This window comes from Ectopseudomonas composti (genome assembly GCF_900115475.1).
Classification (GTDB): domain Bacteria; phylum Pseudomonadota; class Gammaproteobacteria; order Pseudomonadales; family Pseudomonadaceae; genus Aquipseudomonas; species Aquipseudomonas composti.
Window position 1 is genome coordinate 636,851 of record NZ_FOWP01000001.1, and the last position, 19,157, is coordinate 656,007.

Below are 19,157 nucleotides of genomic sequence, written 5' to 3' on the forward strand. Positions count from 1 at the left end.
GTCATCGATTCACGGCAATGGCTTGGTTGTTCATGATGCGCGGAGTGAGGAAGACTAGCAATTCCGACTTGGTATCACGAACGACATCCCGACGGAAAAGTCGCCCCAGATACGGCAAGTCACCAAGGAATGGAACCTTATCCACTGCTGAGCTTCTTGTATTAGAGAAAACACCGCCGATCACAATGGTTTCACCATCATTCACAAGAACTTTTGCATTAACCTCGTTCTTCTTGATTGGCGGAACACCCAGAACTGCATTAGGGTAGTCAGGCTCATCTTTATTCACCTTGACTTCCATTATGATGCGATTGTCAGGGGTAATCTGCGGCGTGACCTCCAATGAAAGAGCTGCTTCTTTAAAGGAAACGGTGGTTGCACCACTAGAGCTGGACTCCTGATAGGGCACTTCAGTACCCTTTAGAATCTTTGCAGTCTCTTTATCAGAGGTCACAACTTTTGGCTGAGAAACGATCTCGCCATTGCCCGTCTTCTCCATGGCGGACAACTGCAAATCCAATATGGCATTATCGGTAATAAAACCAATACCAATACCAGAAGAGCTATTCACAGCACCCATATCCACAAAAGGCACAGGCACATTAGTCGTGCCAACGGTAGGACGAGTACATGCACCACCGAATGGACCACAAGTGCCGGCGCCATCTGAATCCACACCAGTGGCCCCATCTTTACCATTGGCACGCCACTTGGAGCCTGCACCACCCAAAGTCCCACCCCAGCGAACGCCTAAGCTTTTATCATAATCCACGTTCGCCTCAACAATTCTCGCCTCAATCATTACTTGACGCACAGCAATATCCAACTGAGCGACAATACGGCGTAGTTCGTCAAGGCGTTCCTGAGTCTGATAAGCAATGATGCTATTGGTACGCTCATCAACCGCCAGCGAACCACGCTCTTCAGTCACTGCACCACCAGCACTACTTGAGCCGGTACTGGTAACGGACTGGAATAATCTTGCTATATCTGTTGCCTTAGCATAATTAACCTGGATTAACTCGCGGCGCAAAGGAGCAAGTTCAGCAATCTGTTTCTGTGACTCTAACTCCTGACGCTCACGCGCTGCTATTTCATCTGCCGGGGCCACCAACAGAACGTTACCTACCTGACGCTTATCGAGCCCCTTAGTTTTCAGAACCAGATCCAGCGCCTGATCCCACGGAACATTCTGTAGGCGCAAGGTTATGTTTCCAGCAACAGTATCACTGGCGACCAAATTCAAATCGGTAAAATCTGCAATCAGCTGGAGAACAGAACGAACATCGATATCTTGGAAGTTAAGGGATAGCTTCTCACCGGTATAGGAAAAACGCTCCGCATTACGGCGCGCAGCATCATCCTGACTGAGCGGCTTTACACTCAGGGTCAACTTGTTCTCGGTCTGATAAGCCAAGTAATCGTACATGCCGACTGGCTCAATCACGATGCTGCTCTTGTCTGCACCACCCGTCGCACTCACAAACTGAACCGGAGTCGCGAAGTCCTTGACATCAAGACGAACCCGGAGGGATTCGGGCAGCTCGGTTTTAGCAAAATCAAGTCGGATTTTACCGCCCTGCTCTTGAATATCCGGGCTTACGGATGCATCAGAAAGCGTTATGACGACATTACCCTCGCCTTGCTCACCACGCTGGAAGTCTATATTACTAATCGACTTCGACTGCAAACCGTAGGTTTTCTTGGGCACCGGCTGAGCAACAGCAACTGGAGCAGCGGCAGCCGGGCGAGCACTGGCAGCAGATGACTCACCAACCAGAACGAACAAATCGTTCCCTTCGACCCGAGTGCTGTAAGGCGCAAGATTCGTAAGATTGACAATCAGACGAGTACGGTCTTTAGCCTCAACGATCGTAACGCTACGAGCATTACCTACGCCAAGTTCTCTATTTTTTGAACCAAGCTTATTGACTACACCCGGCAGATCCAGAGCAATTCGCGCAGGCTGCTCAATCGTGTAGCCTCGAGGGGCAGTCACAGGCTCATCGAAAGAGAGCTTCAGCTCGACTCGATCACCGGGCAAGCTGGCAACATCTATGCCTTGTAAATTGGCCGCCAATACCGCGGGCGACAGCAGCACCGCCATCAGGGCGACGCTAAGACGCGAAAGAGAGCCATTCATTTTCGTATCCCGTTTGGCAGACAAATTATTTATATTCATTTCTTCACCACCCCCGTCAGGAGCGCTCCTTCAAGGAAAGGCTGCGTGGTCGCTCAAGCCAGCCACCTTCGCCGTCCGGCACAATTTCCATAACATCGACTTTTGATTCATCGATTACCAGTATCTTGCCGTGGTTACGCCCCAGATAATCACCCACTTTTACACGGTGAACACCACCAGCCCCGCTAACCAAGGCGAATAGCTCGCTATCATTCCTGAGCGTTCCGACCATTTCGAAGGTTTCGATATTGAAGCCTTCGAGGAATTGTTTGACTCGAGCTTCATCGGGCTTAATTTCCTGCGACCCCTTCTGCCTAGAGACTACATCAATCTTCACGGGAGGCTGAAAGGGACTTCGCAACGACGCAGCTCGATATGTAAAACTTTCGTAAGGCTGGAATTTCGGTAATGGCTCGATAGTACCTTTGGGCCTTGCGCGAACCTCATTCATATACGCGCGCAAGTCAGTAAAATCACTGCTAGCGCCACACCCAACCAATAGAGACAAACCAAAGACCAGAGCCAAGCGCGAGAAAATCATTAGTTAGCCCCCTTATCATTGTAGCGATAGGTCTTGGCCATAATCTGCATACTCAAACGACCGGGACTACCCTCACTAGTCGGTGCCAACTGGAAATCATGGAGCGTAACAATACGAGGAAGACTAGCCACACCACTGACAAAAGTTGCAAGGTCATGATATCCACCCGTTACTTTTATCTGAATAGGCAACTCAACATAGAACTGCTGCACAGCTTCAGGAAGAAGTTTGATTTCCTCAAATTCCAGCCCACTTCCCAGACCGGTACGAGTAATATCCTCCAACAACCCCGGAACCTCAGTATCGCTTGGCAGTTGACGAAGAAGGGCCCCGAAAGAAACCTCCATTTCTTGCATTTGCTCCTTATAAGCTTCCAAGTTTGCAGCCTGGAAAGCCTTAGTAGAAAACTGCTCTTTAAGTGTCTGCTCTTCCTGCTGACGCTGCTCCAAGATACTTTGCATATCTTTAAGATGAAAATTGTAGCCAAGCCCCAAAACAATGATAAACAGCAATAGGCCAGCAATAAACTTGACTGCAGCCGGCCACGAACCAACGTTATTGAGCTCAAGCTCATTCAAATCGACACTGCGCAGGCCTTCAATAGAATCTCGAATACTCATTTCCCCACCTCCGCTTGCTCTTGGTCGGGCTGAGTTTGCTGAACGGTCAACTGAAACACGTTCGCCTGATCAAGAGCACCTGCCGTAACAGCCTTGACCTCAGTAAGGTTTGGAGAAGTAAACCATTCCGATCCATCTAGATTGCGCATGAGATTCGAGACGCGATTGTTCGACTCAGCAGCACCAACGATAGCAATACTTTTGTCTGCCATCTTGACGCTGGTGAAATATACGCCGTCCGGCAGCGTTCTCACCAACTGATCGAATACCCGACCGATGATTGGCCGATTGCCTTGCAGATCCTGGATGATCTTCATCCGCTCCAGCAATTGCTGCCGACGCGTGCGAAGTTCACTGATCTCCTTGATTCGAGCATCGAGGACAGCAATTTCTTTTTTGACGAAGTCGTTACGAGCAACCTGATTATCGATGGCAGCACTAAGCATCTGATCGCCGAGAAACACCAAGCCCGCAGCAACGATCAAAACACCAACAAGACTTACCAAAAACCGCTGCTTACGCTCCTCGCGCAGCTGCTCACGCCAGGGAAGTAGGTTAATCCGCGCCATCAGTCGAAACTCCTCATCGCCAGACCACAGGCAATCATCAATGCCGGCGCATCACTGGCCAGCGCACCGGCGTTGACCTTGCTGCTAAGCGCCATATCGGCAAAGGGATTGGCCACTAACGTCTGCGTACCGATCTTCTGCTGGATCAGTCGATCGAGATCAGGGATGGACGCGGTACCCCCAGCTAGGAGGATGTAGTCGACATCATTGAACTGCCCTGCGGCGAAGAAGAATTGCAGCGAACGTGAAACCTGCTGAACGACGGCTTCTTTGAACGGCTGCAAAACCTCACTGTCGTAGTCATCTGGAAGACCACCTTGCTTCTTGGCAAGACCAGCTTCTTCGACGGAAAGACCATAGCGACGCTGAATTTCCTCGGTCAGCTGTTTGCCACCGAAGAGCTGTTCGCGAGTGTAGATGGTGCGGCCGTTATGCAGGACGCTAAGCGTGGTCATGGTCGCACCGATGTCGACTACCGCGACCGTCATCTCGTCATGCCCAGCACCCAACTGTGCTTCCAGCAACCCATAGGCGCGCTCAAGGGCATAGGCTTCGACATCAACCACTTTCGCAGTCAGACCGGCAAGTGCCAGAGCTGCTTCGCGGACCTCCACGTTTTCCTTGCGGCATGCAGCCAGCAGCACTTCCACACGCTCGGGATTGCGTGGAGCCGGACCTTGCACTTCGAAGTCGATGGCGACTTCTTCAAGCGGATAGGGGATGTACTGGTCGGCCTCGATCTTCAGCTGGTTCTCCAGATCGTCCTCGGACAACCCGGCTTCCATTTCGATGGTCTTGGTGATGACAGCCGAACCAGCAACAGCAACGGCGGCTGTCTTGACGCCGCTCTTGGCCTTGGCCAACACGCGAGAAAGCGCCTGACCGACCCCCTCCAGCTCGGCGATATTCTTCTCAACCACTGCATTTGGCGGAAGCGGCTCGACTGCGTAAGCCTCTACCTTGTAGCGGCTTCCCGAGCGACTCAGTTCGAGGAGCTTGACCGAAGTCGAGCTGATATCGATCCCCAGCAGCGTATTCGCTTTCTTAGTGAAGAGCCCTAGCACGACCGTTTTCCTATTGGCATCCGCGACTTACGGACTATTTATGTTTTTCCACATTAAATATCAGTCTTGACAGAAGCGCAAATGGCTCCCCGGGAAAAAAAACGCTTATAATGTGATCAGCTTTTCCCTTTTTGCCTCAGCTCCTGCTTAACTCATTCTTTTACTTGGAATTCCGAACATTTTGATACGCCTGCTGAAGTTCATCTGGTGGTCTTGCGTTGCCGTTTTTTGTGGGCTGTTGCTCAGTTTCAGCGGCGCGTTTCTTTATCTTAGCCCGACCCTTCCGTCCGTCGAGTCGCTGCGCCAGGTGCAGCTGCAGATTCCCCTGCGCGTCTACAGCAGCGACGCCAAGCTGATCGCCGAGTTCGGCGAGATGCGCCGCTCGCCCATTCGCTTCGACGAGATCCCCAAAGAATTCATCAGCGCCCTACTGGCCGCCGAAGACGATAATTTCGCCAATCATTATGGCGTCGATGTGACCAGCCTGATGCGCGCTGCCACGCAATTATTGAAAAGCGGCCAGATTCAGAGCGGCGGCAGCACCATCACCATGCAGGTGGCGAAGAATTTCTTCCTGACCAGCGAGCGCAGCTTCTCTCGTAAAGCCACCGAAATTCTCCTGGCGCTGCAGATCGAACGCGAACTGAGCAAGGACGAGATTCTCGAGCTCTACGTCAACAAGATCTACCTCGGCCATCGCGCTTACGGTATCGAAGCCGCAGCGCAGGTGTACTACGGCAAATCCATCCGCGACCTCAACCTGGCGCAGATGGCAATGATCGCCGGCCTGCCCAAAGCCCCCTCGCGCTACAACCCGCTGGTCAACCCGACGCGAGCCAAGGAGCGCCGTGACTGGATTCTCGGTCGCCTCTATCGCCTCGGCCGTATCGACCAGGCCAGCTACGAAGAAGCACTGGCCGAAGAAGTCGATGCCCGTTATCACGTTCCGACGCCAGAGCTCAGCGCTCCTTATATAGCCGAGATGGCGCGCGCAGAAATGGTTGGACGTTACGGCAGCGAGGCCTACACCGAAGGATTCAATGTCACTACCACCGTCCCCAGCCAGTTGCAGGAAGTGGCCAACACCGCGCTGCGTGACGGGCTGATCACCTACGACCAGCGCCACGGCTATCGCGGCCCCGAAAGCCGCCTGCCGGGCATGACACGCGAAACCTGGCTCACCGAGCTGGGCAAGTTCCGCAGCATTGGCGGCCTTGAACCGGCGGTGGTGACCCAGGTAGAGAAAAGCGGCATCCTGGTGCTTACCCGTAACGGCGAAGAACAGGCCGTATCCTGGGACAGCATGAAATGGGCACGCCCCTTCCTCAACACCAATAGCCTAGGCCCGCGCCCGCAGCAACCCGGCGATGTAGCTCAAGTAGGTGACATCGTACGCGTACAGCGCCAGGAGGACGGCAGCCTGCGCTTTACCCAGGTCCCGGCAGCTCAGAGCGCGCTGGTATCCCTCGATCCATACAGTGGAGCCATTCAGTCACTGGTCGGCGGGTTCTCGTTCGATCAGAGCAACTACAACCGTGCCGTGCAGGCCAAACGCCAGCCTGGCTCCAGCTTCAAGCCCTTCATCTATAGCGCAGCACTGGATAGTGGCTACACCGCAGCGACACTGGTCAACGATGCACCGATCATCCTCTCTGATGACTATCTGTCGCAGAAGTGGCGCCCGAAGAACGATAACAACACCTTCCTCGGCCCGATCCGCATGCGCGAAGCCCTGTACAAGTCGCGCAACCTGGTGTCGATCCGCCTGCTGCAGGACGTGGGCATCGACCGTAGCCTTCGCTACATAGAGCGCTTCGGCTTCGCCCCCCAGGATCTACCGCGCAACCTGTCGCTGGCACTCGGCACGGCCAGCCTGACACCGATGGAAATCGCCGAGGGCTGGGCGACCTTTGCCAATGGCGGCTACAAGATCGAACCGTACCTGATTGAACGCATCGATGACCGCAACGGCAAACCGCTGTTCCGCGCCAATCCGGCACGCGTTCCCGGCAGCGAGCCAAGCGAGGAAAATGCCAACCTGACAGTGAACGCAGAGGACGATCTGCCACTGGAAGAACCCAAGGTCGCCGAACAGATCATAGACGAGCGCACGGCCTACATCATGACGAGCATGCTGCAGGACGTGATCAAACGCGGTACCGGCCGCCGCGCCCTGGCCCTGGGACGTAACGACCTGGCAGGCAAGACCGGCACTACCAACGAGTCCAAGGACAGCTGGTTCTCCGGCTACAACGCCGACTATGTGACCACCGTCTGGGCAGGCTTCGATCAGCCGGAAAGCCTCGGCCGCCACGAGTATGGTGGCACTGTCGCGCTGCCGATCTGGATGAACTACATGGGCCCGATACTCAAGGATCGCCCAAGCCATCTGCCCAAGGAACCCAAGGGCCTGCTGACCCTGCGTGTCGACCCGGTCAGCGGCCGCGCCGCAGCGCCAGGCACTCCGGACGCCTACTTCGAGCTGTTCAAGAGCGAGGATTCACCACCACCGATGAGTGAGTTCGAACCTGGCATGGGCATCCCTGGCAGCCCGCTGCCAGCTGATGAGGCGGCGCCGATCGACCTGTTCTGATCGGCGCTACCAGAACGGTGCTTCGCTCACAAAGACCGATCCCGTGAGAAGAACGACAGACAACAAAAAACCCGCCTAGGCGGGTTTCTTGTTTGCAGCATTCAGCGGCTTAGCCGTTGAACACTTCATCCACCGACTTCAGCGGATAGTGCTTCGGATAGGGCAATGTCGCAACGCCGGATTCGATGGCGGCCTTGGCCACAGCATCGCAAACCACGGTGATCAGACGCTGATCCATCGGTTTCGGAATGATGTACTCGCGGCCGAACGACAGCGCGATACCGCCGTAGGCATCACAGACATCCTGCGGCACCGGCAGCTTGGCCAGGTCGCGCAGCGCCAGCGCCGCAGCGATCTTCATCTCTTCGTTGATGCGAGTGGCGCGAACGTCCAGAGCACCGCGGAAGATGAAGGGGAAGCCCAGCACGTTGTTGACTTGGTTCGGGTAGTCAGAACGACCGGTAGCCATGATCACGTCATTACGGGTGGCGTGCGCCAACTCAGGACTGATTTCCGGATCCGGGTTGGAGCAGGCGAAGACGATCGGATTGGCCGCCATGCGCTTGAGGTCTTCCGAGCTCAGCAGGTTGGCACCGGACAGACCGACGAAAACGTCCGCACCTTCAAGGGCGTCAGACAGGGTGCGCTTGTCGGTCTCGGTGGCAAACACGGCCTTGTACTGATTGAGGTCATCGCGACCAGCATGGATCACACCCTTGCGGTCGATCATGAAGATGTTCTCGACCTTGGCACCCATGCTCACCAGCAGCTTCATGCAGGAGATCGCGGCAGCACCGGCCCCCAGGCAGACGATCTTCGCTTCTTCGAGCGTTTTGCCTGCGATTTCCAGAGCGTTGAGCATGCCGGCAGCGGTCACGATCGCGGTGCCGTGCTGGTCATCGTGGAAGACCGGAATGTCGCACTGTTCGATCAGCGCGCGCTCGATCTCGAAGCACTCGGGGGCCTTGATATCTTCCAAGTTGATGCCGCCGAAGGTGATGGAGATACGCTTTACGGTGTCGATGAAGGCCTGCGGGCTTTCCGAATCGACTTCGATATCGAACACATCGATACCGGCAAAACGCTTGAACAGTACGCCTTTACCTTCCATGACCGGCTTGGAAGCCAGCGGGCCGAGGTTACCCAGGCCGAGGATGGCGGTACCGTCGGAAATCACGGCGACCAAGTTGCCTTTACCGGTGTAGCGGTAGGCCAGTTCTGGGTCGCGAGCGATTTCGCGTACCGGCTCGGCGACACCCGGGCTGTAGGCCAGCGACAGGTCGCGGGCAGTGGCAGTGGCTTTGGTCAACTCGACGCTCAGCTTACCGGGGCGGGGCTGGGCATGATATTCGAGAGCGGCAGTTTTTAGATCTGACATAGTGGCATTTCCGCTTTTGTTGGCTGTTGAACGGGCAGGCGGCCGAGGATACGCAAGTTGTATACACCTGCCAAGACCGTTCGGTCGCGATTGAAGCGCCGCGCTAGCGCAGCGTTTTCAACCACTCGCCAGGGCGCGGTTCACCGCTCGGATAGAGCCCATTGAGCAGCCTCAGCTGCGCTTCGCCATCAGCAGGCAGCGGCGAATCCTTGGCCAAAGCAGAGAGACTCTGCCCCGCCTTGGCGCGCACCAGATGCAGGCGCACCGGTTCGGCCAGCTTGCGCTCGGCCGCCTTGAGAGGACGGTAACTACGGATGACATCGAGGAAATGCTGATCTTCGGTCTCCAATGAAGCGCGCCCTTTCACCGCGGCCACGAACAGGTAGGCGTTGTCGCCGCGATAGATCACCGCAACACGGCGTGCCGACTGTCCCTGCAAGACCGCCGTATAACCCTGCAATGTCCCCACGCGCAGCTCTTCGCCTGCCACCAGACGTTGACTGCCGGCACGCTTGCGCAGGAATTCGGCGGGAGAAAGTCGCTTGTCCGCCGCCTCCAGGGTCATGGCAATGAAGGCTTGCTCATCCGCGGTGTGGCCGATCAGCACATCCGGGCGATTAACCAGTTGCCAGCCTTGCGGATAGGTCAGGGCGAAATCCAGCTCGCCGTGATAGAAATTGCGCCCACGGCGAATACCGCTGGCAGCCGAGTCGCCGAATACCAGGCCGTCGAGCATCTGCAGAAAATTGTCGCGCCCCACTTCCTGATTGCCGCCGACCAACGCACTCGCCGGGCCGATCACTTCCTGCAGACGACGATCATTGTCCGGGTGGGTGTCGAACAAGCCGTGATAACCACCCACCGCCGGCGCTTCTCCGCGCTTGGCAGCCTGCGCCCGAGCGAAGTCCTCCTGGCCCTTGAGCACCTTGACTACTTCAATCATCGCCTGCGGATCGTAACCACCACGCGCCAGGTATTGCGCGCCCAGACCATCGGCCTCCAGCTCCATGTCGCGTCCGTAGCCGCGCACGAAGGCATTACCCATGGCGCTGGTCAGGTCGCCCACCGCACCGACACCGGTTCCGATTGCCGCAGCTTGGCCGAGAAGCCCCCAGGCCGTGGACTGACTCTGCTGACGCACACTGTGACGCGCCGTCACGTGGCCAACCTCGTGTCCCAGCACGGCAGCCAGCTCCGCTTCGGAGTTGAGGTAGGCGAGCAGGCCACGGTGGATATAGATGTAGCCACCCGGTAGCGCGAAGGCGTTGACGTCCGGGCTATCGACCAGGGTGAAGACGTAGTTGAGCTGGTTACGGTGACTGCTGCGTGCCACCCGCTCGCCGACGCGCTGGATGTAGGCCTGCAGCTTGGCATCCTCGTAGCGCGGGTATTGCTTGAGGATCTCCTGGTTGTAGCGCGCGCCGAGATCCAACTCCTGGCGCTCGCTCATCATCACGAAATCGGTGCGGCCGGTGGCAGGATTGACCGCACACCCGGCCAGCCAGCTGCAGATCAGGCACAGCGTTAACGCACGCATCATGGCAACAGCTCCAGCATCGCCGAATGGGTAAGCGGCAGCATCCAGCGCGCCTGCCGGGATTTCAAGCCGCCGCGACTCTGACGGTCGATGACCCAGCCACGCGCTTCCACGCGCCGCCCCTTGAGCTTCTGCAAGGCGCGCACATCGAACTCACCGAGCAGCTCGGGTGCCACACGCAGCACCCGGCCACCATCGAGGTCAATCCAGAGGCCGCCGCGATTGCGCTGCACAGCGGTAACCTGCCCGCCGAGCAAGGCGAAGCCACCACTGCGTAGCTGACCAGCCGTCTTCACCTGCTCGTCACGCCACACGCCAAGCCGCTTGTTGCGCGCCTGGCGCTCGGCCTGCGCCTGACATGCCACCAGCGCGCTATTGGGCGCCACCGCCACCATGAAGCCGAGGCCTTCGCCCAGCAGTTGCGCTTCGAGATTACGCCCCTGGCGATCGTAGAGATGGGCCAGGGTACGCCCGTAACGATCCTTGCGCTGCGCGCCGTAGAGCAGGCCGACACGTCCATCGCTGGCATCCACCAGCGCCTGCAGGCGGCGCTTGGCCTGCACCGCGTAGGGCTCGTCACTACGACCCTTGCGACCCAGTTCGGGCGTGTTGATGCCGATCAGGCGAATGCTGCGCCCATCGGTCAGGCGCACCGTGTCGCCATCGACCACCTGACGCACGGCGACCTGGGCAAGATCGCCACGCTGCGGGCAGAAGGCCTGGGCTAGTTCGACGCAAAGCAGAGAAACGAAAAAGGCGCCCACCAGGGACGCCTTTTTCAGTATCACGGAGTGGCGCATGCCAGATTCCGTTTTCGTTCGGTCGCTTACTTGGCGCCGAATACGCCGAAGCGCTGCTTGAAGCGATCGATACGGCCGCCGGTGTCCAGCACTTTCTGCTTACCGGTGTAGAACGGGTGGCACTCGGAGCAAACGTCGAGGCTCAGGTTCTTGCCCAGGGTGGAGCGGGTCTTGATCACGTTACCGCAGGAGCAGGTAGCGTCGATTTCGACGTAGTTCGGATGGATATCGGCTTTCATCGTGCTTTCCTCAGGGTAGTCGTGCCGCCACCCGACCAATGTCAGGCACCGCACAGAAATAGGCCGCGCATCTTACCAGACGCGCGAGTCGATGCAAGCCACGTAAGGCGCCGGTCGTCGCGTGCTAAGATCGCCCGCCTGTCAATGGAGCTTCTGGCTTGCCCAACCTGATCCTGCGCCTCGCCCTGCCCTCGCCGCTGCGCCGCCTGTTCGACTACCTCGCCCCCGCCGGCGTGTCGCGCAGTGCCTTGCAGCCAGGCGTACGCCTGCGCGTGCCCTTCGGCCGGCGCGAGATGATCGGCGTGCTGGTTGAAGTCGACAGCCAGAGCGAGGTCCCGACGGACAAACTCAAGCCCGCTCTGGAGCTGCTCGACACCCGCCCACCGCTACCGGAATCGCTGTTCAAGCTGTGCCTGTGGACAGCGCAGTACTATCAGCATAGCCTCGGCGACACCCTGAGCTGGGCCTTGCCGGTACTGCTGCGCCAGGGCGAACCGGCCGAAACCCGCCAGGAGCGTTACTGGCTGGCCAGCAAAGGCGCCAGCGTCGATGACCCACGCCTGACCCGTGCCCCGCGCCAACGCGACGCACTCAAGGCACTGGCGCAACATCCGCACGGTGTGGCCCACAGCCTGCTCAGCCAGCTGCAACTCAACCGCGACAGCCTGCAACTGCTGCAGGAGAAGGGGCTGGTACGGGTCGAGGTGCGCCGCACCCAGCCGCATGCCAAGCCCGCGCACTGGCTGGCACAACCGGAACTGCCGCTGAACGCCGAGCAACGTGCCGCCGTGAACGCCGTGGCCTCGGGCTGGGATCAGTTCAATGCCTTTCTTCTCGCGGGTGTCACCGGCAGCGGCAAGACCGAGGTGTACCTGCAACTGATCCACCAGTGCCTGGAGGCCGGCAAGCAGGCCCTGGTGCTGATCCCCGAAATAAACCTCGGCCCGCAGACCTTCGACCGCTTCGCCCGTCGCTTCAACGCGCGCATCGCCCTGCTGCATTCGGCGGTGAACGACCGCGAGCGCCTGGACGCCTGGTTGGCGGCGCGCGATGGTGAGGCCGATATCATCATCGGCACGCGCTCGGCGCTGTTCACGCCGATGAAGAACCCGGGACTGATCATCGTCGACGAAGAACACGACGCCTCTTATAAACAGCAGGAAGGCCTGCGCTACCATGCCCGCGACCTGGCCCTGGTTCGCGCGCGCCAGGAAGACGTACCGATCGTGCTCGGTTCGGCCACGCCCTCGCTGGAAAGCCTGCACAACGCCTACAGCGGCCGTTACGCCCTGCTCAAACTGACCCAGCGCGCCGGCGGCGCCAGCCAGCCACGCTTTCTGCGCCTGGACGTGAAGAGCCGGCCGCTGGACTCGGGTATCTCCGGGCCGATGCAGCAGGCCATCGCCCAGACCTTGGCGGCTGGCCAGCAAGTGCTGGTGTTTCTCAACCGTCGCGGCTTCGCCCCGACGCTGCTCTGCCACGACTGCGGCTGGCTGTCCGAGTGCCCGCGTTGCGATGCACGGATGACCGTGCACCAGCGCTACCAGGAACTGCGCTGCCACCACTGCGGGCATGTGGAGAAGCAACCGAGCAACTGCCCGAAATGCCAGCGCGTCGACCTGCGCCCGGTCGGTGCCGGCACCGAGCGCGCCGAAGAGCGCCTGGCAGTGCTGTTCCCCGATTACCCGGTGCTGCGTATCGACCGCGACAGCACCTCGCGCAAGGGCGCGATGGATCGCCTGTTCGCCACCATCAACAAGGGCGAGCCGTGCATTCTGGTGGGCACCCAGATGCTCGCCAAGGGCCACCATTTCCCGCGGGTGACGCTGGTGTCGATTCTCGACGCCGACGGCGGCCTGTTCTCGGCGGATTTTCGCGCCAGCGAGCGCATGGCGCAGTTGATCGTGCAGGTGGCTGGCCGCGCCGGTCGCGCCGAGGAGCCGGGCAAGGTGATCATCCAGAGCCATCTGGCCGACCATCCGCTGCTGGTGCAACTGACCGAACAAGGCTACTTCGCCTTCGCCGAACAGGCCCTCAGCGAACGCCGTAGCGCCGGCCTGCCGCCGTTCTGTCACCTGGCCCTGCTGCGCGCCGAAGCGCACAAGCCCGGCCAGGCAGAGAGTTTTCTCGACGAAGCCTGCAGCGAAGCCGAGCACCTGCTGGGCGAACTGAACCTCTCCGGTATCGAACTGCTCGGCCCGGTACCCGCACCGATGGAACGCCGCGCCGGCCGCTTCCGCGCACAACTGCTGGTGCAGGGCAATGCCCGCGCACCGCTGCACCGTCTGCTCAACCATTGGCTGCATGCACTGGAGCAAATGCCCAGCGGCCGTGCGGTACGCTGGTCACTGGATGTCGACCCGATCGACCTTTTCTGAACCGCATGCCGGCTTTTGTAGAAACGAGCGGCGCGAGCGAACTCCGGCAGTCCGTAGGGTGGACCGGGCGGCGTCCCGCTTCAGCCCAGCAACAGCGGCCAGCCTGGGTGGGCTGAAGCCCACCCTACCCACTGAACGCAGCACGCTTTTCCATGCCGCTTGTGGCTTGCAGCTTGTCGCTGCTCTTATAATGCGCAGTTTTCGACCAAAGCCCCAAGGCAACCCGAGCCGAACATGAAAGACAGCATTCGCCACCTGATCCAGCAAGCCATCGACCGCCTGACCGCCGAAGGCGTGCTGCCTGCCGGCCTGACGCCGGCCATCCAGGTGGAGAACACCAAGGACAAGAGCCACGGCGACTTTGCCAGCAACATCGCCATGATGCTGGCCAAACCGGCCGGCATGAAGCCGCGCGACCTGGCCGAGAAGCTGATCAAAGCACTGCCGGCCGACGAGCAGGTCACCAAGGTCGAAATCGCCGGCCCGGGCTTTCTCAACTTCTTCCAGAACAGCGACGTCCTGGCCCAGCGCCTGGAGGCTGCACTGGCCGACGCCAAGCTCGGCGTACGCAAGAGCGGCGCGGCACAGCGCGTGGTGGTCGACCTGTCGGCGCCCAACCTGGCCAAGGAAATGCACGTCGGCCACCTGCGTTCGACCATCATCGGCGATGGCGTGGCGCGTGTGCTGGAATTCCTCGGTGACAGCGTGATCCGCCAGAACCACGTCGGCGACTGGGGCACCCAGTTCGGCATGCTGCTGGCGTACATGCAGGAAAACCCGGCCGCCGCCGAGAGCGAGCTGGCCGATCTGGAAGGCTTCTACCGCGCCGCCAAGAAGCGCTTCGACGAATCCCCCGAGTTCGCCGACCGCGCCCGCGAGCTGGTGGTCAAGCTGCAGGCCGGCGACGCCGAGTGTCTGCGCCTGTGGCACCGTTTCAACGACATTTCCCTGTCGCACTGCCAGGCCCTGTATGACCGCCTGGGCGTCAAGCTGGGCATGGCTGACGTCAAGGGCGAGAGCGCCTACAACGACGACCTGCCGCAGGTGGTCGCCGATCTGGCCGCCAAGGGCCTGCTGACCGAAGATAACGGCGCCCAGTGCGTATTCATGGACGCATTCAAGAATGCCGAGGGCAATCCGCTGCCGCTGATCGTGCAAAAGGCCGGTGGCGGCTACCTGTACGCCACCACCGACCTGGCCGCCACCCGCTATCGCGCCGGCACGCTCAAGGCCGACCGCGTGCTGTACTTCGTCGACCAGCGCCAGGCCCTGCACTTCCAGATGGTCTTTGCCTGCGCGCGCCTGGCAGGCTTCGTCCCGGCCAGCATGGAAATGGAACACATGGGCTTCGGCACCATGAACGGCCCGGACGGCCGCCCGTTCAAGACTCGCGACGGCGGCACCGTGAAGCTGGTGCAACTGCTCGACGAAGCCGAGCAGCGCGCCTACAGCCTGGTCAAGGGCAAGAATCCGGACCTCGCCGAAGACGAGCTGCGTCAGATCGCCCGCGTGGTCGGCATCGCCTCGGTGAAATACGCCGACCTGTCCAAGCACCGCACCAGCGACTACAGCTTCAACTTCGACCTGATGCTGAGCTTCGAGGGCAACACCGCGCCCTATTTGCTGTACGCCTATACCCGCGTGGCAGGCGTATTCCGCAAGCTGGGCAAGGGCGTAGACGAGATCGGCGGGCAAATCACCCTGATCGCCGAGCAAGAACAGGCACTGGCTGCCAAGCTGGCGCAATTCAACGAGTTGCTCGGCAACGTCGCCGAAAAGGGCACGCCGCACATCCTTTGTGCCTACCTGTATGACCTCGCCGGCCTGTTCTCCAGCTTTTATGAGAACTGCCCGATCCTGAATGCCGAGGACGAAGCCACACGCGATAGCCGCTTGCGCCTGGCCGCCCTCACCGGCCGCACTCTCAAGCAGGGCCTGGAACTGCTCGGCCTGGAAACCCTGGAGCGGATGTAAATGGCAGCGCGCAAGAAACCGGCACCGAAACGCGGCGCCAGCCGCTATCAGGCCCCGGCAAAGAAGCCCGTACCGGGCTGGATCTGGCTGGCCTGTGGCCTGGTGGTCGGCGGTTTCTTCATGTTCCTGTTCAGCCTCGAACCGGGCCGTGACGAGATCAAGCGCGACAAGGGCGAGCAGGTACGCAGCACCAAGCCCGAGCCGAAGCCGACGCAGCCCGAGCCGACCAGGCCCAAGTACGATTTCTACACCTTGCTGCCTGAGTCGGAAGTGATCCTGCCGCAGGCGCTGGAAGAAACACCACCACCTGCACCCGAGCAGAAGCCGGTCACCCCGGAAGAAGCCGCGAAGATCGACACCGCCCGCGCCGAAGCTGCGCTCAACGGCCAGGTGCCGCCACCCGCGCCGCCGGTACTGGCCAGCGCGCCGGTCACCACACAGTTCTTCCTCCAGGCCGGTTCGTTCCGCAAGCGTGACGATGCCGATACCGTGCGCGCGCAGATCATCCTCCTGGGGCAGAACGTACGCGTGGAAACTGGCAAGGTGCGCGACGAGACCTGGCACCGCGTATTGGTCGGCCCCTTCGCCAGTCGCGAGCAACTCGCGGCCGCGCAGAAGACCCTCGCCGGCAACGGCTACAGCAACCTGCTGTTACAGCAGCGCCAGGTCCGCTGATCGTCGATTCACCCGCCGCCGGTTGAAAAGCCGCGGCGGGCACCCCATCTGATTCTCCATCCGGGCAATTCGCCCCGCAGCGTGGAGATTCACCCTTGACCACCATCGTTTCAGTGCGCCGCCACGGCAAGGTCGTGATGGCTGGCGACGGCCAGGTTTCCCTCGGCAACACCGTCATGAAGGGCAATGCCAAGAAGGTGCGCCGCCTCTACCACGGCCAGGTGCTGGCCGGCTTCGCCGGTGCCACCGCCGATGCTTTCACCCTGTTCGAGCGCTTCGAAGGTCAGCTCGAGAAACATCAGGGCCACCTGGTACGCGCCGCCGTCGAGCTGGCCAAGGACTGGCGCACCGATCGCAGCCTGAGCCGCCTGGAGGCCATGCTGGCCGTGGCCAACAAGGACGCCTCGCTGATCATCACCGGCAACGGTGACGTGGTCGAACCCGAGGAAGGCCTGATCGCCATGGGCTCCGGCGGCAACTTCGCCCAAGCTGCCGCGCGCGCTCTGCTGATGAAGACGGATCTGTCCGCCCTCGAGGTAGCGCAGACTGCACTCGGCATCGCCGGCGACATCTGCGTGTTCACCAATCACCACCAGACCATCGAGGAACTGGACGCTGCCGAGTAGCGTCCACTGCCTCAGAACCTGTTCCCGATGCGGCAGAGCAGGTTCTTACAGTTTTCCGATAGCGAGCCAAATTCCATGTCCATGACGCCCCGCGAGATCGTCCACGAACTCAACCGCCACATCATCGGCCAGGACGACGCCAAGCGCGCCGTCGCGATCGCCCTGCGCAACCGCTGGCGGCGCATGCAGCTGCCGGCCGAACTGCGCCAGGAAGTGACGCCGAAGAACATCCTGATGATCGGCCCAACCGGCGTCGGCAAGACCGAAATCGCCCGCCGCCTGGCCAAGCTGGCCAATGCGCCGTTCCTGAAAGTGGAAGCCACCAAGTTCACCGAGGTCGGCTATGTCGGCCGTGACGTCGAGTCGATCATCCGTGACCTGGCCGACGCTGCGGTGAAGATGCTGCGCGAACAGGAAATCACCAAGGTCCGCCACCGCGCCGAAGATGCCGCCGAGGAGCGCATCCTCGATGCCCTGCTGCCACCGGCACGCCAGGGCTTCGGCGACGAGCCTGCGCGCAACGAGGACTCCAACACCCGCCAGCTGCTCCGCAAGCGCCTGCGCGAGGGACAACTGGACGACAAGGAGATCGACATCGAAGTGGCCGAATCGCCCATGGGTGTCGAGATCATGACCCCGCCAGGCATGGAGGAAATGACCAACCAGCTGCAGAACCTGTTCTCCAACATGGGCAAGGGCAAGAAGAAGAGCCGCAAGCTCAAGGTCGCCGACGCGCTGAAGCTGGTGCGCGACGAGGAAGCTGCACGCCTGGTCAACGAGGAAGAGCTCAAGGCGCGCGCGCTGGAAGCCGTCGAGCAGCATGGCATCGTTTTCATCGACGAGATCGACAAGGTGGCCAAGCGTGGCAACACTGGCGGCGCCGATGTTTCCCGCGAGGGCGTACAGCGCGACCTGCTGCCGCTGATCGAAGGCTGCACGGTCAACACCAAGCTGGGCATGGTCAAGACCGACCATATCCTGTTCATCGCCTCGGGCGCCTTCCACCTGAGCAAGCCGAGCGACCTGGTACCTGAGCTGCAAGGCCGCCTGCCGATTCGCGTGGAACTCAAGGCACTGAGCCCGCAGGATTTCGAGCGTATCCTCAGTGAACCGCATGCCTCGCTCACCGAGCAGTACAGCGCGCTGCTGAAAACCGAAGGGCTGGATATCGAGTTCGCCGAGGACGGCATCAAGCGTCTGGCGGAGATCGCCTGGCAGGTCAACGAGAAGACCGAGAACATCGGGGCTCGTCGTCTGCACACCCTGCTCGAACGCCTGCTGGAGGAAGTGTCCTTCAGTGCTGGCGACCTGGCTGGCCAGCAGAACGGCGAGGCGATTCGTATCGACGCTGCCTACGTCAATGGCCACCTCGGTGAGCTGGCGCAGGACGAAGACCTGTCACGCTACATCCTGTAAATCCAGTAGCACGATCCTGGCGTCATTCTGTAGGAGCGGCTTCAGCCGCGAAATTCGCGGATAAATCCGCTCCTACAGGACAGTTCAAGTACCCAACTGGGCGTAACGCCTGAAAAGATCACGGAAATCAGCCATGCCCATCCCCAGCGCGATCAAACTGCACAAGGTGTCGAAGACGCTGGAGCTACGCTATGGCGAGCAGCACTACTCGCTCAGCGCCGAATTCCTCCGTGTGCATTCGCCTTCAGCCGAGGTGCAGGGCCATGGCAAGCCGATCCTGCAGACCGGCAAGCTCAGCGTCGGCCTCGAGCGTATCGAACCGGCTGGCAACTATGCACTGAAACTGTGCTTCGACGATGGCCATGACAGTGGCCTGTTCACCTGGGAATACCTGTACGAACTGGCCACCCGTCAGGACGCGCTGTGGGCCGACTACCTGGCCGAACTCAGCGCCGCGGGAAAATCTCGCGACCCCAGCGAGTCGGTCGTCCGCCTGATGCTCTGAGCAGCTGCAAAAGCCTCGCCGCAGAGCGCTCGCACCCATCACATAGAGTCACGTTAGCGA

General features: G+C 60.1%; 16 protein-coding genes. 7 read left to right on the forward strand and 9 right to left on the reverse strand.

Annotation, left to right across the window (positions count from 1 at the left end):
• Position 1: 1 nt before the first annotated feature.
• The 5 genes from pilQ to BM059_RS02815 are packed head-to-tail and all read right to left on the reverse strand — an operon-like array spanning position 2 to position 4,976.
• Positions 2-2,143: a type IV pilus secretin PilQ gene (gene pilQ / locus BM059_RS02795; RefSeq protein ID WP_074936811.1), complete on the reverse strand. Its 2,142-nt coding sequence runs from the start codon at positions 2,141-2,143 to the stop codon at positions 2-4.
• Between the two features lie 55 nt (positions 2,144-2,198).
• Positions 2,199-2,723, reverse strand: a complete 525-nt coding sequence (gene pilP, locus BM059_RS02800) for a type 4a pilus biogenesis lipoprotein PilP (RefSeq protein WP_074936579.1) — start codon at positions 2,721-2,723, stop codon at positions 2,199-2,201.
• Positions 2,723-3,343 carry a type 4a pilus biogenesis protein PilO gene (gene pilO, locus BM059_RS02805; protein WP_074936581.1) on the reverse strand — a complete coding sequence of 207 codons (621 nt, stop codon included), beginning with the start codon at positions 3,341-3,343 and terminating at the stop codon, positions 2,723-2,725. Before pilO ends, pilP begins: the two co-directional genes overlap by 1 nt.
• Entirely contained in the window at positions 3,340-3,912 is a 573-nt protein-coding gene (pilN, locus tag BM059_RS02810; RefSeq protein ID WP_074936583.1) for a type 4a pilus biogenesis protein PilN, read from the reverse strand. The genes pilO and pilN overlap by 4 nt, the downstream gene beginning before the upstream one ends.
• Positions 3,912-4,976, reverse strand: coding sequence for a pilus assembly protein PilM (locus BM059_RS02815; RefSeq protein WP_074936585.1), 1,065 nt, complete (start codon positions 4,974-4,976; stop codon positions 3,912-3,914). Before BM059_RS02815 ends, pilN begins: the two co-directional genes overlap by 1 nt.
• A 181-nt stretch (positions 4,977-5,157) precedes the next feature.
• On the opposite strand from BM059_RS02815, the gene BM059_RS02820 reads away from it, so the two are divergent.
• On the forward strand, positions 5,158-7,569 hold the full coding sequence (locus tag BM059_RS02820) for a penicillin-binding protein 1A (protein ID WP_074936587.1): 2,412 nt from the start codon (positions 5,158-5,160) through the stop codon (positions 7,567-7,569).
• A 109-nt stretch (positions 7,570-7,678) separates the two neighbouring features.
• Here BM059_RS02820 and BM059_RS02825 read toward each other — a convergent pair whose 3' ends face one another.
• The 4 genes from BM059_RS02825 to rpmE all read right to left on the reverse strand — a co-directional run bounded on the left by BM059_RS02825 (position 7,679) and on the right by rpmE (position 11,523).
• Positions 7,679-8,947, reverse strand: coding sequence for a malic enzyme-like NAD(P)-binding protein (locus tag BM059_RS02825; protein WP_037004584.1), 1,269 nt, complete (start codon positions 8,945-8,947; stop codon positions 7,679-7,681).
• Between the two features lie 103 nt (positions 8,948-9,050).
• On the reverse strand, positions 9,051-10,487 hold the full coding sequence (locus BM059_RS02830) for a M48 family metalloprotease (RefSeq protein ID WP_074936589.1): 1,437 nt from the start codon (positions 10,485-10,487) through the stop codon (positions 9,051-9,053).
• Complete coding sequence (locus BM059_RS02835; RefSeq protein ID WP_074936591.1) at positions 10,484-11,284, reverse strand: thermonuclease family protein; 801 nt, start codon at positions 11,282-11,284, stop codon at positions 10,484-10,486. The genes BM059_RS02830 and BM059_RS02835 overlap by 4 nt, the downstream gene beginning before the upstream one ends.
• Positions 11,285-11,310: 26 nt before the next feature.
• The gene (rpmE, locus tag BM059_RS02840) at positions 11,311-11,523 is read right to left on the reverse strand and encodes a 50S ribosomal protein L31 (RefSeq protein ID WP_003459015.1); all 213 of its coding nucleotides are present in this window, start codon (positions 11,521-11,523) and stop codon (positions 11,311-11,313) included.
• 158 nt (positions 11,524-11,681) lie between these two features.
• On the opposite strand from rpmE, the gene BM059_RS02845 reads away from it, so the two are divergent.
• The 6 genes from BM059_RS02845 to BM059_RS02870 all read left to right on the forward strand — a co-directional run bounded on the left by BM059_RS02845 (position 11,682) and on the right by BM059_RS02870 (position 19,097).
• Positions 11,682-13,901: a primosomal protein N' gene (locus tag BM059_RS02845; protein ID WP_074936593.1), complete on the forward strand. Its 2,220-nt coding sequence runs from the start codon at positions 11,682-11,684 to the stop codon at positions 13,899-13,901.
• Positions 13,902-14,135: 234 nt separating this feature from the next.
• A complete protein-coding gene (gene argS / locus BM059_RS02850) occupies positions 14,136-15,875 on the forward strand; it encodes an arginine--tRNA ligase (protein ID WP_074936595.1) in 1,740 nt (579 codons plus the stop codon).
• The gene (locus BM059_RS02855) at positions 15,876-16,550 is read left to right on the forward strand and encodes an SPOR domain-containing protein (RefSeq protein WP_037004573.1); all 675 of its coding nucleotides are present in this window, start codon (positions 15,876-15,878) and stop codon (positions 16,548-16,550) included. It abuts the gene before it with no gap.
• 95 nt (positions 16,551-16,645) lie between these two features.
• The gene (gene hslV / locus BM059_RS02860) at positions 16,646-17,176 is read left to right on the forward strand and encodes an ATP-dependent protease subunit HslV (RefSeq protein ID WP_004372920.1); all 531 of its coding nucleotides are present in this window, start codon (positions 16,646-16,648) and stop codon (positions 17,174-17,176) included.
• 75 nt (positions 17,177-17,251) lie between these two features.
• Positions 17,252-18,592, forward strand: coding sequence for an HslU--HslV peptidase ATPase subunit (gene hslU, locus BM059_RS02865; RefSeq protein ID WP_074936596.1), 1,341 nt, complete (start codon positions 17,252-17,254; stop codon positions 18,590-18,592).
• A 133-nt stretch (positions 18,593-18,725) separates the two neighbouring features.
• Positions 18,726-19,097 (forward strand): gamma-butyrobetaine hydroxylase family protein, encoded by a 372-nt coding sequence (locus tag BM059_RS02870; RefSeq protein ID WP_074936598.1) that lies wholly within the window; start codon positions 18,726-18,728, stop codon positions 19,095-19,097.
• Positions 19,098-19,157 lie beyond the last annotated feature (60 nt).